The following is a 14,718-nucleotide window of genomic DNA, read 5'->3' on the forward strand; positions in this document are numbered from 1 at the left end:
AACCCCATGAGCGACACTTCCCCCTACGGCTTCGAGCTTGTGCGGCGTGGGTACGACCGCGCTCAGGTGGACGAACGTATCTCCAAGCTCGTCTCCGACCGTGACAGCGCTCTCGCCCGCATCACCGCTCTGGAAAAGCGCATCGAAGAGCTCCACCTCGAGACGCAGAACGCCCAAGCCCAGGTCAACGACGCCGAGCCGTCGTACGCCGGTCTCGGCGCGCGTGTGGAGAAGATCCTCCGCCTCGCCGAGGAAGAGGCGAAGGACCTGCGCGAGGAGGCCCGGCGCGCGGCCGAGCAGCACCGTGAGCTCGCCGAGTCGGCGGCCCAGCAGGTGCGCAACGACGCCGAGGCGTACTCGGCGGAGCGCAAGGCCAAGGCCGAGGACGAGGGTCTGCGGATCGTCGAGAAGGCCAAGAGTGACGCCTCCCAGCTGCGTTCCGAGGCGCAGAAGGACGCGCAGTCCAAGCGCGAGGAGGCGGACGCCCTCTTCGAGGAGACCCGCGCCAAGGCCGCGCAGGCCGCCGCCGACTTCGAGACGAACCTCGCCAAGCGCCGGGAGCAGTCCGAGCGCGACCTGGCCTCCCGTCAGGCCAAGGCCGAGAAGCGTCTCGCCGAGATCGAGCACCGCGCCGAGCAGCTGCGGCTGGAGGCCGAGAAGCTGCGCACGGACGCCGAGCGCCGCGCCCGCCAGACGGTGGAGACGGCCCAGCGTCAGGCCGAGGACATCGTGGCCGACGCCAACGCCAAGGCCGACCGCATCCGTTCGGAATCCGAGCGGGAGCTCGCGGCCCTCACCAACCGCCGCGACAGCATCAACGCCCAGCTGACGAACGTCCGCGAGATGCTCGCCACGCTCACGGGCGCCGCGGTGGCCGCCGCCGGTACGCCGGCCGAGGACGAGCCGATCTCCCGTGGGGTGCCGGCCCAGCAGTCCCGGTAACAGCCCGGCATACGGAGTCTGAATCTCCGCAAAGCCCTCTGCCGCTCGGGTGGCAGAGGGCTTTGTCACGTTCTAGCGTGGCGGCATGATTGAGCTCGAGGGGCTGACCAAGCGTTACGGCGAGAAGGTGGCGGTCAACAACCTGTCCTTCACCGTCAGACCGGGCATCGTCACGGGCTTCCTCGGGCCCAACGGTGCGGGCAAGTCCACGACCATGCGGATGATCCTGGGTCTCGACCACCCCACCGCCGGCCACGTCCGTATCGACGGCAAGCGATACCACCAGCTCAAGGACCCGCTGACGTACATCGGCGCCCTGCTGGAGGCCAAGGCCTGGCACGGCGGGCGGACCGCCTACAACCACCTGCTGTGCCTCGCGCAGAGCAACGGCATAGCGCGCAGCCGGGTGCGGGAGGTGCTGGAGACGGTCGGGCTGACGGCGGTCGCGCGGAAGAAGACCAAGGGCTTCTCGATGGGCATGGGGCAGCGGCTCGGTATCGCGGCCGCGCTGCTCGGCGATCCGCGGATCCTGATGTTCGACGAGCCGGTGAACGGCCTCGACCCCGAGGGCATCCACTGGATCCGCACCCTGATGAAGTCTCTGGCGGCGCAGGGGCGGACCGTGTTCGTCTCCTCCCATCTGATGAGCGAGATGGCCCTGACGGCCGAGCACCTCGTCGTCATCGGGCAGGGCCGGCTGCTCGCGGACACCTCCATGGCCGACTTCATCGCCCGCAACTCACGGTCGTACGTCCGGGTCCGCAGCCCGCAGCGGGAGCGGCTGCTCGACGTGCTGCACCAGGCCGGGATCGTGGCCGTCGAGAGCGGTGACGGGGTGCTGGAGGTGGACGGCGGCAAGGCCGAGCTCGTCGGTGAACTGGCGGCGCGGCACGGGCTCACGCTGCACGAACTGAGCCCGCAGCAGGCCTCACTGGAGGAGGCGTTCATGCAGCTCACCGCGGAGTCGGTGGAGTACCACGCACACAGCGAGACGAGCCCGCAGCCGCCACAGCAGCAGTGGGGCGACGGCTGGAAGAGGGGCTGAGCATGGCGACGACCCAGGTCGTACGGTCGGAGTGGACCAAGATCCGGTCGGTGGCGTCCACGGTGTGGACGCTCTCGCTGGTGGTGGTCGTGACGGTCGCCCTCGGCATGCTGATCTCCGCCCTGTCGAAGAACGAGTTCGACAGCATGAGCGCGCGGGACCGGGCGCAGTTCGACCCGACGTTCATCAGTTTCGCGGGGATGAGTCTCGGTCAGCTCGCGATGATCGTGTTCGGGGTGCTGGTGGTGTCGAACGAGTACAGCACCGGCATGATCCGCACCTCACTGGCCGCGGTGCCGAAGCGCGGCTCGTTCCTGTTCAGCAAGATCGCGGTGGCCACCGGTCTCGCCCTCCTCGTCGGCCTCGTCACCAGCTTCGCCGCGTTCTTCCTGGGGCAGGCGATGCTTGGCGACCACCGGGCGGAGATCGGTGACCCGGGGGTGTTGCGGGCCGTGATCGGCGGGGGCCTCTACATGGCCCTCATCGCGATGTTCTCGATGGGCGTCGCCGCGATGCTGCGCTCGCCGATGCTGTCGCTGGGCATCCTGATGCCGTTCTTCTTCCTGATCTCCAACATCCTCGGGAACGTCGACGCGACGAAAAAGGTCGGCCGGTTTCTTCCGGACCAGGCCGGCAGCAAGATCATGCAGGTGGTCACCCCCGTCGACGACGACACCCCGTACGGACCGTGGGGCGGCCTCGGGATCATGGGGCTGTGGGTCCTCGCGGCACTCGTCGGCGGGTACGTGCTGCTGAAGAAGCGCGACGCCTAGGGCGGGGGTGTCGCGCCCCACCCTTTACTTTGATTTGGGTGGAACCGTCAGCTCGTCGATAGGCTCCTAACCCTTACGGGGGCGTGTGCCCCGCTGTCCTGAACCTTGCGATGGGTGCGGAGCATGATCGAAGCAGTCGGCCTGACGAAGCGCTACGGCGACAAGACCGCTGTGTACAACCTTTCCTTCCAGGTGCGGCCCGGAGCCGTCACCGGCTTCCTCGGGCCGAACGGCTCGGGCAAGTCGACGACGATGCGGATGATCCTCGGTCTGGACAATCCGACGGCCGGGCAGGTGACGATCGGCGGTTATCCGTACCGCAAGCTGCCCAATGCCCCTCGCCAGGTCGGGGCCCTGCTGGACGCCAAGGCGGTGCACGGCGGCCGGGCCGCCCGCAACCATCTGCTGAGCCTGGCCCAGCTGTCGGGCATCCCGGCCCGGCGCGTGGACGAGGTGCTCGGGGTCGTCGGTCTCCAGGACGTGGCCAAGAAGCGGTCCAAGGGCTTCTCCCTCGGCATGGGGCAGCGGCTCGGCATCGCCGCCGCGCTGCTCGGCGACCCGCAGGTGCTGCTGTTCGACGAGCCCGTCAACGGCCTCGACCCCGAGGGCATCCTCTGGGTCCGCAACCTGATGAAGGCGCTGGCGGCGGAGGGCCGTACGGTCTTCGTCTCCTCCCACCTGATGAGCGAGATGGCGCTCACCGCCGACCACCTCATCGTCATCGGGCGCGGTCAGCTGCTCGCCGACATGAGCGTGACGGCCTTCATCTCCGCGAACTCCGCGGACTTCGCACGCGTCCGGACGCCCGACACCGAGCCGCAGCAGCGCGAGAAGCTGTCGGCCGCGCTCACCGAGGCGGGCGGTCATGTGCTGCCCGAGCAGGACGGGGCGCTGCGCGTGACCGGGCTGCCGCTGCCCCGCATCAGCGACATCGCGCACGGCACCGACGTACGGCTGTGGGAGCTGTCGCCGCACCAGGCCTCGCTGGAGGAGGCATACATGCGGATGACGCAGGGCGCGGTCGACTACCGCTCGACCATCGACCAGAAGGAAGGCCTCCAGCAGCCGCTGCCGCCGGGCGCGCAGCCGCCGATGCCGGTGCCGGGGCAGGGCCAGCCCGGCTGGTACGCCCCGCCGCCGCCCCAGCAGGGCAGCCAGCCGTTCGGGATGCCGCCGCAGGGGGCGCCGGGCCAGGCGCCGTCGGGCCCGTACGGCGCACCCGGGGTCCCGGGCGCCCCTGACGCCTCCGGCGCGGGTACGCCCAACCCGTACGCCCAGTCGGCAGGCCATGCGCCGCAGGCGCCCGCCCAGAGCGCCCCTCAGCCGCCGCAGGCCCCCGCACAGCCCGCGGGCCCGGCGCCCCAGGCCCCGGCGGCGCCCGCCGCCGCGCCCGCTCCCGTCCCGACCTCCGACCTGACCAAGCCCGAGGACGCCCGATGAGCAGCCCCCAGCCCCAGATGCCGCAGGCCGCACCCCGCTGGGAGGCGGCACCCGGTGCCACGCATCCCGCCCCCGGCTCGGCGTACCCGGGCTACACCTCGCCGATCCCGGTCGTGCGCACGCACCTCGGGCACGCCATCGCCTCCGAGTGGACGAAGATCAGGTCGGTGCGCTCCACGATGTGGACGCTCGGCGTGTTCGTCCTGCTCGTCGTGGGCATCGGCCTGCTGACCGGCGTGGTGGTGTCGAGCTCCTCCCCGGACGACGCCCTGGCCGGCGAGAACGCACTGTCCCTGGGCTTCTTCGGGCTGCTGCTCGGCAGCATGTGCATCATCACGCTGGGCGTGCTGACCACGGCCTCCGAGTACGGCACGGGCATGGTCCGTACCACGATGGTCGCCTGCCCGAGCCGCGGACGGGTGCTGGCGGCGAAGGCCATCGTGTTCTTCCTGGTCGCGTTCGTGGTGACGCTGGTGTCCGCCTCCATCGTCGCGTTCCTGCACGTGGCCATGATGGAGGGCAGCGGCGCCGCGGACCCCACCGGCGGCGAGTGGCTGAAGGCCACGGTCGGCATCGCGCTCTACATCGCGCTGCTGGGCCTGCTCTCGCTCGTCGTCGGCTCGATCATCCGGCACTCGGCGGGCGCCATCACCATCATGATCGGTGTCCTGCTGGCCCCGCTGGTGATCGCGCTGTTCATGTTCTCCGAGTCCCTCGCAGCCGTGCGCGACGCCCTGTTGGAGTACTCGATCCCGAACCAGCTCAGCGTCTTCTACGCCAACTCCCTCAGCCAGTCCGGCCCGTCCGGCTGGGACCCCCTGTGGATCATCCTCGGTGTCACGGCCGTGGCCTTCGGCGGCGCCTTCGCGCTGCTGGAGAAGCGGGACGTGTAGTCACAGGACCTGGAGCCGACCGCGAGCGGCCTAGAATCTCGGCGCGTTTCGGGACCGCCGCACCCCGGGGGTGCGGCGGTCCCGCGCGTTCCAGCAGGCCTTGTGCCAGTGCCGGCGGTCGTCGACGCCCGTGTGCTCGGACCAGGCCACCACGTGCGGCACACCGTCGGGGATCATCTGGTCGCAGCCGGGGCAGCGGTAGGACTTGCCCTGCGCGCTCGCGCCGGCCACGTGCCGCACGTTCCAGTTCTCGCCCTGCCAGTCCTGCGAGGCCTGCCAGCCGCCGTAGCGGCCGGGGCGGTCGTCCTCGGCGCTCCGGCCGGAAGAACCGGCGCCGTTGGGTCGGTTGCGACGCGGAGACACGGGACACCTCTCGGGGCTATACAGGGAGCACGGGCCGTGTCCAGCCTACGCGGCGCGGACGGGGGTACGCGTACGGCACCAATCGCCACAAGTGCCTCGTCGCGCGAGGCGGGCTCCCCGCCGGGTCTCCCCCGGGCTCCGCGCGGAACGCTCCATTCTGCAGACAATCCGCAAAATACTCCGCCCGGCCGTGTCCTCGGCACGTGTCAGACGGTTATGCCCTGTGGGGGAGCTCCGTGTCGGAGCCAAGGAAGCAGGAAAGCAATGCGCGTTGGAAGTTTCGTGTTGGCGGCCCAGTTCCCCGGTCAGGGCGAGGGAGAAGCGCTGCACCGCGCGGTCCGCTCGGCCGAGGTGGCCGAGGAGGCCGGGCTCGACACGGCCTGGCTGGCCGAGCACCACTTCGTGCCCTACGGCACCTGCCCGTCGGCCGTCACGCTGGCCGCACTGCTGCTGGGCCGCACCCGTCGCCTCCGGGTCGGCACGGCGGTCAGTGTCCTGCCCACCGCCCACCCCGTGGCCCTCGGCGAACAGGCCGCGCTGCTGCACCACACGAGCGGCGGCCGTTTCACGCTCGGTGTCGGCCGGGGCGGGCCGTGGGTCGACCTGGAGGTGTTCGGCGCGGGCCTGGAGGCGTACGAGAAAGGGTTCCCGGAGTCCCTGGACCTTCTGGTGCGCTGGCTGCGCGAGCCGTCCGTGGCGGCCGACGGGGAGCGCTTCCGCTTCCGTGCGGTCCCGGTGGTGCCCCGGCCGTCGGAGGCTCTGGGCGAGATCGCGGGGCCCGAAGTGGTCGTCGCCTGCACCTCGCCGTCGAGCGTACGGCTGGCGGCCGAGCGCGGCCTGCCGATGCTGCTCGGGATGCACGTGGGGGACGAGGAGAAGGCCGACATGGTCGCCCTGTGGCGGCAGCACGCGCGGGCGTGCGGCCGGCCGTCCGAAGAGATCCTCGGGGCGTCCCATGTGTCGGCGGGCGTCTGCCAGATCGCGGACCGGCGGGTCGACGCGGCGGAGACGCTGATGAAGGCGATGCCCGGCTGGCTGAAGCAGGGCCTGGAGGCGCACGTCACGGTCGACGGGCGCACGCGCAGGATGCGTGACCCGCTGGCCTACACCGAGCTGCTCTGCGGGCTGCACCCGGTGGGCACCCCGCGGCTGTGCGCCGACCGGCTGGCGGCGACCAGCGAGCGGACCGGCATCTCCCGCTTCGCCCTGCTCGTCGAGGGCTCCGGGGATCTGGCGGCGACCGAGGAGAACGTAAGGCGGCTGGGGGCCGAGGTGCTCCCCCAACTCGTCTGAGCGCACCGTGGATTCCTGGGGGCTTGCCGCTCCGGTACAAAACCGCACCTCCCGCGTACGGAGCGGCAAGCGTGCGGCGCCTCAGCAGTCGCGGAACTCGGGCGACTGGTTCAGCACCTGGCTGCGGACCGAGGTGAAACGGTCCAGCTTCTCGTCGACCGAGGAGTCAAGCGGGAACACGGCCACCCGGTGGCAGTTCTGGAAGGCCAGCCGCACACCGAAGTGCCGTTGCAGCGCGCCGCGTATCGCGTCACTCGCAAGCGCACGCAGCAACTGACCGCGTGCCTGCTCGTCCGGCGGAGGCGTCTGGTTGTCGGCGAACGCACCGCCGTCCACCTTCAGCTGGGCCACCAGGGAGCTGATCATCTCCCACGCATAGGGCAGGGAGGTCCGGACGCAGTCGACGAATTCCGCTTCGTCGACCTCGCCTCGCTCGGCCTGTTCGAGTAGGGCCGGTGAGACGTCGAGCGACATGAGTTCTCCTCTCGCACCCCCGCCCGGCGGGCAGGGGTTGCCGGACAGATAAGGGAGTTCGCGATACCGGACACGCTGCGTACACACGTCGCGACCTCCCGTTCATACGGTAAGCAACCGACGGTGACGGCACCAGGAGAATGAGCAGATGGCACACTCTCAATGAGCACACCATGCACACAATCGGCCATTACTGAACACGCGTTTTCCAGGGCGAATCGCGTCGACAGGCGCCTGTCGAGTAGCGTTGCCGACCATGCGTCTCGTCATTGCCCGCTGCTCCGTGGACTACGCCGGGCGGCTCACCGCCCACCTTCCCTCGGCCCCGCGCCTGATTCTGGTGAAGGCGGACGGCAGCGTCTCGATCCACGCCGACGACCGGGCCTACAAGCCCCTGAACTGGATGTCGCCGCCCTGCACGCTGAAGGAGGGCACCGGCGAGGACGAGGGCGTCTGGACCGTCATCAACAAGGCGGGCGAAAAGCTCATCATCACGATGGAGGAAGTTCTCCACGACTCCTCGCACGAACTGGGTGTGGATCCCGGCCTGATCAAGGACGGCGTGGAAGCGCACCTCCAGGAGCTGCTCGCCGACCGCATCGAGACACTCGGCGACGGCTACACCCTGATCCGCCGCGAGTACCCGACGGCCATCGGGCCCGTCGACATCCTGTGCCGGGACGCCGAGGGCAAGACCGTCGCGGTGGAGATCAAGCGGCGCGGTGAGATCGACGGTGTGGAGCAGCTGACGCGCTATCTGGAGCTGCTGAACCGCGACCCCCATCTCGCCCCGGTCCGCGGTGTCTTCGCCGCGCAGGAGATCAAGCCCCAGGCCCGCGTCCTCGCGACCGACCGGGGCATCGGCTGCCAGGTCCTCGACTACGACGCGCTGCGGGGCATCGAGGACGACAAGCTGCGGCTGTTCTGACACACCACCACGACGAAGAGGGCCGGGTCCGCGGAACGGACCCGGCCCCGCTGTGTGTACGGGTGTCAGATCACCGGCGCCGAGCTGCTCTGCGACGCGCTCGCGGTGGTGGTGGTCGGACTGCTCGGCGCCGGGCCGCTGGCCGTGTCCGAGGTGCTCGGGCTGGTCGTCGGAGTCGCCGTCGGCGGTTGCGAGGTCGGCGACTCGGACGTGGGCGGCTGCGAGGTCGGCGGCTTGGAGGTCGTCGGGGGCTTCGACGTCGTGGGGGGCTTCGACGTCGACGGCGGCTTGGACGTCGTCGGAGGCTTCGACGACGTCGGCGGCTTCGTCGTGGCCCCGGGGTCGCCGGTGCTCGGCGAACCGCTCGGTTCGCCCGTCGGTGTCGGATCGTCCGCCGTGCCCGGTGTGCCGTCCGGGCCCGGGTCGGTCGGGCGGCTCGTCGCCGCGCCCGTGTCGCCGTTGCTGTCGTCCGCCGGACGGTCGGCGCCCAGACTGCCGCCGCTCAGACCCTGGCTGGCCGAGGGGTTGACTCCGACCTGGTCGGACGGGGGGTGCCGGTCGTTGTCGGAGGTGGCGCCGAGCGTCATCACCGTGCCGAGCACGGCGACGAGGAGGGCACCGGCGCCGGCGGCCACCAGGTTGCGCCGGGCCACGCCCTTGAGGCCACCCTGGGCCGCCCGTGCGGAGGCGGGCGTGGAGCGGTGGGTGACCAGGGTCGGGGAGGCGGGCTTCTGAAGGGTCGGGAAGGCCGCCGGAACACCCTCGGCCGGGGATGCCGACTCCTCGTACCGGGCGTCGGGCACCTCCTCACCCGCGGTCGGTCCGAGGCTCAGCGGGGTGCCCGAACGGTCCGCGACCAGGGCGAGGGCGCGGCGGCCGGCGACGGTGCCGCGCTTGTCGGAGAGGGCGCCGCGCAGGCCGACGGCGGCCTCCAGTTCGGCACGGGCCCGGTCGAGCTGTCCGCGGCACAGGGCGAGGACGCCGAGCTCATGGTGGAAGTACGCCTGTTCGGCGACGTCCCCGGCGAGCCGGGCGGCCTCGGCACCGGCCCTGAGGGTCCGCTCCCAGGCGTTCCAGTGCAGTCCGGCGGCGAACGCGGGTGCGGCGGTGCGCGCCAGGTGCACGGCCGCGCTCTCCTCGCCCTCGGCGGGAGGCACGGTGAGCGGGGTGAGGACCGCCAGGGCGGCGAGGAGCGCGTCGGCCTCGGCGGACACCCGCTCCGGCGTGACCGAGGGGTGCCCGGCCCACCAGGAGTAGTGCTGGGCGGCGCTGCGGGCGCCGGCCTCGGCCTCGTCGGCGTAGCCGGCGGCTTCCAGCTGGGCCGGGACACCGGCGGCGAGCCGGTAGCGGGGGCCGACCGCGGAGACCAGGCCGCAGGCGGCCAGTTCACCGAGGGCGGCGTCGGCGTGGGTGTCGCCGACCAGGGCGGGCAGATGTGCCTGGTGCGGGACCTCACCGCCGAGGGCGACGGCGAACCGCAGCGTGGCCCGGGCGGAGGCGCTCAGCCGGGCGGCGAGCAGGGGGGCGGGGGCGGCGGCCTCGCCGAGCGAGGGCAGTGAGGCCTCGTCGGCGTCGGCGGCATCGTGCGTCTCGGCCGGGGGCGTGTCCTCGAAGGGGCCGAACTCGTCGGCGGCACCGGCGCGCAGCCGGTCCCGCTGCCGCAGCAGGGCGCCGGCCTGCACGAAGCGCAGGGGCAGGCCCTCGGACTCGAACCAGAGGTCACCCGCCCAGTTGGACTCCTCCTCGGTGAGGGGCCGGCCGACGGCGTGCTCCAGCAGTTCGCGTCCGGCCGCGCGGTCGAGGCCGCCGAGGGGGACCTCCTCGACGGCGGCGTCGGCCGAGGGCGCCGGCACGTCCGGGGTGGTGCCGAGCAGGAAGGCGCACTCAGGGGTGGCCTCCAGCAGCTCGTCGAGCGCGGCCCCGCCGAACTCGAGGTCGTCGAGGACGACGACGGCTCCGATCTCACGGACGTGGGTCAGCAGTTCGTCCCGTTCCGGGCGGTGCAGGGGGGCTTTGTACACCGCGTAGAAGAGGTCGTACAGCAGTTCGCCGGAGGTGCGGCCGAAGCCGTTGAGGCGGACGACACCGTCGGGGGCGAGGTCCGAGCAGTCCTCGGCGACGAGGTCGAGGAGGCGGGTGCGGCCGGAGCCGGCGGGGCCGACGAGGCGGACGGTGCGGCCGCGGGCGAGCAGTCGTACGAGCTGTTCGCGCTCGTCCTGGCGGGCCAGCAGCGGCAGGGCGGGCTGCGCGGGGCCGGGCGGGACGGGCGGCAGGGCCGCCCGTTCGGCCTCGGCCCGCTCGGCCGTGCCGAGCTTGACGGGACGGGCGGGCCGTTCGGCGGGCGGGCAGACCTCTATCTCACTGCCGTCGACGGGGTTGACGGTCAGCAGGAAGTCGCCGGAGACGAGCTGCACCGTGCGGGCGAGCGCGGGCGCGTGCTGGCTGAAGTCGGGCGTGAGGGATTCCCGGGGCGGACGCTGGCGCGGCCCCTGGCCGTCGCCCTCGTGGCCGTACTCCTCGGGTCCCCGGGTGTTCGGGTCCATAGGTCAAGCCCCCCAAAAGCGAGTGTGTGCTCTGAAAGCCCCTCCCGGCCTTGCTGCACACCGCGCTGTCGCTTCTGGTCCGGGCCCGCTAGAAGGGTTTCAAGGCAGCGGGCAGCCGAACCCTAAACCTTCGCACAGTATCTACGACAGTCCGGGGTGCCGTGTCGTCCGAGACGTCACGTTCTCGTGAGGATTGTGCGTGTCGCACGACCGGACGATGTCCGTCCGGGTCTCCCCGGTCGCCCGGTTCACACCCGCACGCACCGTCACACTCGGGGCAGTGTCTCCACCCCGATGCCCCCCTCGATCGCCAGGATCCGGTGCAGGCGGGTGGCGACCAGCAGGCGCTGCATCTGCGGCGGCACGCCGCGCAGGACCAGGCGCCGGCCGCAGCGGCCGGCCCGACGGTGCGCCCCCATGATCACGCCCAGTCCGGTGGCGTCCCAGGAGTCCAGTTCTGACAGGTCCAGTACCAGGTCGCCGACTCCGTCGTCGACGGCCGAGTGCAGGACCGTACGGGCGTCCGCCGCGCTCCGGACGTCGAGGCGGCCCCCGACGACCAGCTCGGCGTGGTCGCCCCTGATGTGCATATGCGCTCCCCGTGCGTGCGTCTCGTGCTCCGCGTTCTGATAAGGGTGATGCAACCTCTGACTGTGTGGAGGTCACAGAGGTTGCTTCTTGTAAGCGAACCGATACCGAATTCACCCCGGGGTGTGATGACCCCGGGGCGTGTGCGGTTTCAGTGCTTGTAGAAGCCCTGCCCGCTCTTGCGGCCGATGTCACCGGCGTCAACCATCCGGCGCATCAGCTCGGGGGCCGCGAACTTCTCGTCCTGGGACTCGGTGTAGATGTTGTTCGTGGCGTGCAGCAGGATGTCCACGCCCGTCAGGTCCGCGGTCGCCAGCGGGCCCATGGCGTGGCCGAAGCCCAGCTTGCAGGCCAGGTCGATGTCCTCGGCGCTCGCCACGCCCGATTCCTGCAGCTTCGCGGCCTCCACGACCAGGGCGCAGATGAGACGGGTCGTCACGAAGCCTGCGACGTCGCGGTTGACGACGATGCAGGTCTTGCCGACCGACTCGGCGAACGCCCGGGCGGTGGCCAGGGTTTCGTCACTGGTCTTGTAGCCGCGCACGAGTTCGCACAGCTGCATCATCGGCACCGGCGAGAAGAAGTGCGTGCCGACGACCCGCTCCGGGCGCTCCGTGGCGGCGGCGATCTTGGTGATCGGGATCGCGGAGGTGTTGGAGGCGAGGATCGCCTCGTCCTTCACGATCTTGTCGAGGGCACGGAAGATCTCGTGCTTGACCTCGAGCTTCTCGAAGACGGCCTCGACGACGACGTCCGCGTCGGCCGCGGCGTCCAGGTCGGTGGTGGCGGTGATGCGCGCGAGGGCGGCGTCGGCGTCGTGCGCCTCCAGCTTGCCCTTGGCGACGAACTTGTCGTACGACGCCTTGATGCCGTCGGTGCCCCGCTTGAGTGCCTCGTCGGTGACGTCGCGCAGGACGACCTCCCAGCCCGCCTGTGCGGAGACCTGGGCGATGCCGGATCCCATGAGGCCGGCTCCGATGACGGCGAGCTTCCCTGCCACTGTGCGACTCCCCTGACGCGCTGTTTATGTCTGCCTCTCCGGCGGACACTAGCGCTCGTGAGGGCCGGTGTGACCAGTAAGTAATGCGCGTCACGTCTCACATGACGGACATCACACCAGCAGGGGTCACGGGGCGCCTCGGACGGCGTAGTTGAGCACCTTCTCGCTCAACAGCCCCTCCATCTCGTCCAGCAGCACCAGTGTCTCGCGGGACACCTCGTTGCGGTCGCGCCCGGCGACCATCGCCCGGCCGATGGTGCCCATCACCGTCTGGTGGAGCCAGTTGAGCTGCCCGGCGATCAGGGTGGGCATCGGGTCGTCGTCCGCGGCGCCGGTCTCCTCGCGCAGGGTCGCCTCCAGGTTGTCCTGGACCTCCTGCTGGATGGCCCACAGCCGGGAGCGCAGGGGCGGCGCCTCGTGAATGACCTTCATGAACCGGTCATAGCCCTCGATGAGGCCCACCCGGGGGGACACCGCCTCGACCTCGTCGCGCAGTTCGCGCAGCACGGCGGCGGCCGCGGACTCCCCCTCGTCCCGCGCGCGCACCCAGCGCGAGAGCCGGTCGACGACGCCCTTGCTGCGGTCGAGGAAGAGGTCCTCCTTGGCCGGGAAGTAGTTGTAGACGGTGTTCACGGAGACGTCGGCCGCCTCCGCGACGTCCGCGATGGTCACCGACACGAACCCGTGCTCCAGGAACAGTCCGGTGGCGATGTCCGAGATGCGCTGTCTGGTCTCGCGCTTCTTCCGCTCCCTGAGCCCCTCTGCCATGCCCCGATCCTAGCTTCCTTGGACCCCATGAACCTTTGGGGCTCATGCATGTTTAGGGTCTATGAAATCTTGGAGGCATTGCAAAATTTCAGTGGTTCTGTTTTTCTGGACGGCATGACCATCATCAGTACGGCCGGGCTGGCCCGTACCTTCCAGACGAAACGCGGCCCCGTGGAGGCCGTGCGCGGTATCGACCTGACGGTCCGCGAGGGCGAGATCCTCGGCTTCCTCGGCCCGAACGGGGCCGGCAAGACCACGACCCTGCGGATGCTGACCACCCTGCTGGCTCCGACCGGCGGCGCGGCCACCGTCGCGGGGTGCGACCTGGCCACCGACCCGGCCGGGGTGCGGCGGGCCAGCGGTTACGTGGCGCAGTCCGGCGGGGTGGACCCGCAGATCACCGTGCGGGAGGAGCTGGTGACGCAGGGGCGCCTGTACCGGCTGACGAAGAGGCAGGCCGCCGAGCGTGCCGGGGAGCTGGCCCGCGACCTGGGCCTCACCGAGCTGCTCGACCGCAAGTGCGCCGCGCTCTCCGGAGGGCAGCGGCGCCGCCTGGACATCGCGATGGCGCTCACCCACCGCCCGAAGGTGCTGTTCCTCGACGAGCCGACGACCGGTCTCGACCCGGGCAGCCGCGCCGACCTGTGGGACCTGGTGCGCCGGCTGCGCGACGAGCACGGCACGACGGTGTTCCTGACCACGCACTACCTCGACGAGGCCGACGCCCTCTCCGACCGGCTGGTCATCGTCGACCAGGGCGTGGTGGTCGCCGAGGGCACCCCGGGCGCGCTGAAGCTCGAGTACGGCGGCTCGCTCGACGCCCCGCTCCAGGACACCTTCCTCGCCATCACCGGCCGCAATGCCGCACCGGCCGACCAGACCCCCCTCGCCGTATAGGAGCAGAGGACTCACGATGCTGTCGCACGACACCGCGCTCGTCTACGGGCGCTATCTCCGCCAGTCCCTGCGCTCCCGCTTCGCGCTGCTCTTCGGCGTGCTGATGCCGCTGCTGTACCTGTTGTTCTTCGGCCCGCTGCTGACGGATCTGCCGCTGGGCGGGCAGGGCAGCTCGTGGCAGGTGCTGGTGCCCGGGCTGCTGCTCCAACTCGGACTGTTCGGGGCGTCCTTCGCGGGCTTCTCGATCATCATCGAGAACGGCCAGGGAGTGGTGGAGCGGATGCGGGTGACACCGGTCAGCCGCCTCGCCCTGCTGCTGGGGCGGGTACTGCGGGACGCCACCGTGTTCGTCTTCCAGGCGGTCCTGCTGGTACTGGCGGCAGTGGCGATGGGCCTGCGGGCCCCGCTCGCCGGCGTCCTGATCGGCTTCGCGTTCGTCGCGCTGCTGACGGTGTCGCTGGCCGCGCTGTCGTACGCGCTGGCGATGAAGGTCCGCACCCCGCAGGAGTTCGGCCCGGCGATCAACGCCATGACGATGCCGATGATGCTGCTGTCCGGCCTGATGCTCCCGATGACACTGGGGCCGAGATGGCTGGACGTGCTGTCCCACTTCGTACCGTTCCGCTATCTGGTGGACGCGGTCAGGGACGCGTACGTCGGCTCGTACGCCACGGATCACATGCTGTACGGCGTTCTGGTGGCCGTCGGCTTCACCGCGCTGGCCGTGACAGTGGGCACACGCGTGTTCCGAACCGCCGGGGCGTAACTACG

Annotated in this window: 15 protein-coding genes; 9 read left to right on the forward strand and 6 right to left on the reverse strand. The window is 70.9% G+C overall.

From position 1 onward, the window contains the following. The first annotated feature begins 6 nt into the window (after positions 1-6). The 5 genes from ABEA82_RS05150 (at position 7) to ABEA82_RS05170 (ending at position 5,093) form a co-directional block, all read left to right on the forward strand. Positions 7-942, forward strand: a complete 936-nt coding sequence (locus ABEA82_RS05150; protein WP_003993012.1) for a coiled-coil domain-containing protein — start codon at positions 7-9, stop codon at positions 940-942. Between the two features lie 85 nt (positions 943-1,027). Then, positions 1,028-1,987: an ATP-binding cassette domain-containing protein gene (locus ABEA82_RS05155; protein ID WP_345660178.1), complete on the forward strand. Its 960-nt coding sequence runs from the start codon at positions 1,028-1,030 to the stop codon at positions 1,985-1,987. 2 nt (positions 1,988-1,989) lie between these two features. Next, the gene (locus ABEA82_RS05160) at positions 1,990-2,760 is read left to right on the forward strand and encodes an ABC transporter permease (RefSeq protein WP_345660179.1); all 771 of its coding nucleotides are present in this window, start codon (positions 1,990-1,992) and stop codon (positions 2,758-2,760) included. 123 nt (positions 2,761-2,883) lie between these two features. Then, complete coding sequence (locus tag ABEA82_RS05165) at positions 2,884-4,200, forward strand: ABC transporter ATP-binding protein (RefSeq protein ID WP_345660180.1); 1,317 nt, start codon at positions 2,884-2,886, stop codon at positions 4,198-4,200. Continuing rightward, positions 4,197-5,093: an ABC transporter permease gene (locus ABEA82_RS05170; protein WP_345660181.1), complete on the forward strand. Its 897-nt coding sequence runs from the start codon at positions 4,197-4,199 to the stop codon at positions 5,091-5,093. The genes ABEA82_RS05165 and ABEA82_RS05170 overlap by 4 nt, the downstream gene beginning before the upstream one ends. 30 nt (positions 5,094-5,123) lie before the next feature. On the opposite strand, the gene ABEA82_RS05175 is transcribed toward ABEA82_RS05170, so the two are convergent. Continuing rightward, complete coding sequence (locus ABEA82_RS05175) at positions 5,124-5,456, reverse strand: ATP/GTP-binding protein (RefSeq protein ID WP_345660182.1); 333 nt, start codon at positions 5,454-5,456, stop codon at positions 5,124-5,126. Between the two features lie 264 nt (positions 5,457-5,720). On the opposite strand from ABEA82_RS05175, the gene ABEA82_RS05180 reads away from it, so the two are divergent. Further along, entirely contained in the window at positions 5,721-6,749 is a 1,029-nt protein-coding gene (locus ABEA82_RS05180) for an LLM class flavin-dependent oxidoreductase (protein ID WP_345660183.1), read from the forward strand. An 81-nt stretch (positions 6,750-6,830) separates the two neighbouring features. Here ABEA82_RS05180 and ABEA82_RS05185 read toward each other — a convergent pair whose 3' ends face one another. Further along, complete coding sequence (locus ABEA82_RS05185) at positions 6,831-7,223, reverse strand: SCO5389 family protein (RefSeq protein ID WP_003993005.1); 393 nt, start codon at positions 7,221-7,223, stop codon at positions 6,831-6,833. Positions 7,224-7,479: 256 nt separating this feature from the next. Between ABEA82_RS05185 and nucS the strand changes: the two genes are divergently transcribed. Continuing rightward, entirely contained in the window at positions 7,480-8,151 is a 672-nt protein-coding gene (gene nucS, locus ABEA82_RS05190) for an endonuclease NucS (RefSeq protein WP_345660184.1), read from the forward strand. A gap of 65 nt (positions 8,152-8,216) precedes the next feature. On the opposite strand, the gene ABEA82_RS05195 is transcribed toward nucS, so the two are convergent. The 4 genes from ABEA82_RS05195 to ABEA82_RS05210 form a co-directional block, all read right to left on the reverse strand. Continuing rightward, positions 8,217-10,694, reverse strand: coding sequence for an ATP-binding protein (locus ABEA82_RS05195; RefSeq protein WP_345660185.1), 2,478 nt, complete (start codon positions 10,692-10,694; stop codon positions 8,217-8,219). 266 nt (positions 10,695-10,960) lie between these two features. After that, on the reverse strand, positions 10,961-11,284 hold the full coding sequence (locus ABEA82_RS05200) for an STAS domain-containing protein (protein ID WP_003993003.1): 324 nt from the start codon (positions 11,282-11,284) through the stop codon (positions 10,961-10,963). A gap of 149 nt (positions 11,285-11,433) precedes the next feature. Continuing rightward, positions 11,434-12,282 carry a 3-hydroxyacyl-CoA dehydrogenase family protein gene (locus ABEA82_RS05205; RefSeq protein ID WP_345660186.1) on the reverse strand — a complete coding sequence of 283 codons (849 nt, stop codon included), beginning with the start codon at positions 12,280-12,282 and terminating at the stop codon, positions 11,434-11,436. Between the two features lie 126 nt (positions 12,283-12,408). Further along, positions 12,409-13,050 carry a TetR/AcrR family transcriptional regulator gene (locus ABEA82_RS05210; RefSeq protein WP_345660187.1) on the reverse strand — a complete coding sequence of 214 codons (642 nt, stop codon included), beginning with the start codon at positions 13,048-13,050 and terminating at the stop codon, positions 12,409-12,411. A 114-nt stretch (positions 13,051-13,164) separates the two neighbouring features. On the opposite strand from ABEA82_RS05210, the gene ABEA82_RS05215 reads away from it, so the two are divergent. Both ABEA82_RS05215 and ABEA82_RS05220 read left to right on the forward strand, forming a co-directional pair. After that, complete coding sequence (locus ABEA82_RS05215; protein ID WP_345660188.1) at positions 13,165-13,947, forward strand: ABC transporter ATP-binding protein; 783 nt, start codon at positions 13,165-13,167, stop codon at positions 13,945-13,947. Between the two features lie 16 nt (positions 13,948-13,963). Further along, a complete protein-coding gene (locus ABEA82_RS05220) occupies positions 13,964-14,713 on the forward strand; it encodes an ABC transporter permease (protein WP_345660189.1) in 750 nt (249 codons plus the stop codon). Positions 14,714-14,718 lie beyond the last annotated feature (5 nt).

Origin of the sequence: Streptomyces venetus (assembly GCF_039540295.1) — a bacterium.
Classification (GTDB): Bacteria; Actinomycetota; Actinomycetes; order Streptomycetales; family Streptomycetaceae; genus Streptomyces; species Streptomyces venetus.

What these genes read in the sequence shown, in the direction of transcription:
- ABEA82_RS05150 (WP_003993012.1), top strand. Translation starts at nt 7, where the DNA reads ATGAGCGACACTTCCCCCTACGGCTTCGAGCTTGTGCGGCGTGGGTAC.
- ABEA82_RS05155 (WP_345660178.1), top strand. Translation starts at nt 1,028, where the DNA reads ATGATTGAGCTCGAGGGGCTGACCAAGCGTTACGGCGAGAAGGTGGCG.
- ABEA82_RS05160 (WP_345660179.1), top strand. Translation starts at nt 1,990, where the DNA reads ATGGCGACGACCCAGGTCGTACGGTCGGAGTGGACCAAGATCCGGTCG.
- ABEA82_RS05165 (WP_345660180.1), top strand. Translation starts at nt 2,884, where the DNA reads ATGATCGAAGCAGTCGGCCTGACGAAGCGCTACGGCGACAAGACCGCT.
- ABEA82_RS05170 (WP_345660181.1), top strand. Translation starts at nt 4,197, where the DNA reads ATGAGCAGCCCCCAGCCCCAGATGCCGCAGGCCGCACCCCGCTGGGAG.
- ABEA82_RS05180 (WP_345660183.1), top strand. Translation starts at nt 5,721, where the DNA reads ATGCGCGTTGGAAGTTTCGTGTTGGCGGCCCAGTTCCCCGGTCAGGGC.
- ABEA82_RS05185 (WP_003993005.1), bottom strand. Translation starts at nt 7,223, where the DNA reads ATGTCGCTCGACGTCTCACCGGCCCTACTCGAACAGGCCGAGCGAGGC.
- nucS (WP_345660184.1), top strand. Translation starts at nt 7,480, where the DNA reads ATGCGTCTCGTCATTGCCCGCTGCTCCGTGGACTACGCCGGGCGGCTC.
- ABEA82_RS05195 (WP_345660185.1), bottom strand. Translation starts at nt 10,694, where the DNA reads ATGGACCCGAACACCCGGGGACCCGAGGAGTACGGCCACGAGGGCGAC.
- ABEA82_RS05200 (WP_003993003.1), bottom strand. Translation starts at nt 11,284, where the DNA reads ATGCACATCAGGGGCGACCACGCCGAGCTGGTCGTCGGGGGCCGCCTC.
- ABEA82_RS05210 (WP_345660187.1), bottom strand. Translation starts at nt 13,050, where the DNA reads ATGGCAGAGGGGCTCAGGGAGCGGAAGAAGCGCGAGACCAGACAGCGC.
- ABEA82_RS05215 (WP_345660188.1), top strand. Translation starts at nt 13,165, where the DNA reads ATGACCATCATCAGTACGGCCGGGCTGGCCCGTACCTTCCAGACGAAA.
- ABEA82_RS05220 (WP_345660189.1), top strand. Translation starts at nt 13,964, where the DNA reads ATGCTGTCGCACGACACCGCGCTCGTCTACGGGCGCTATCTCCGCCAG.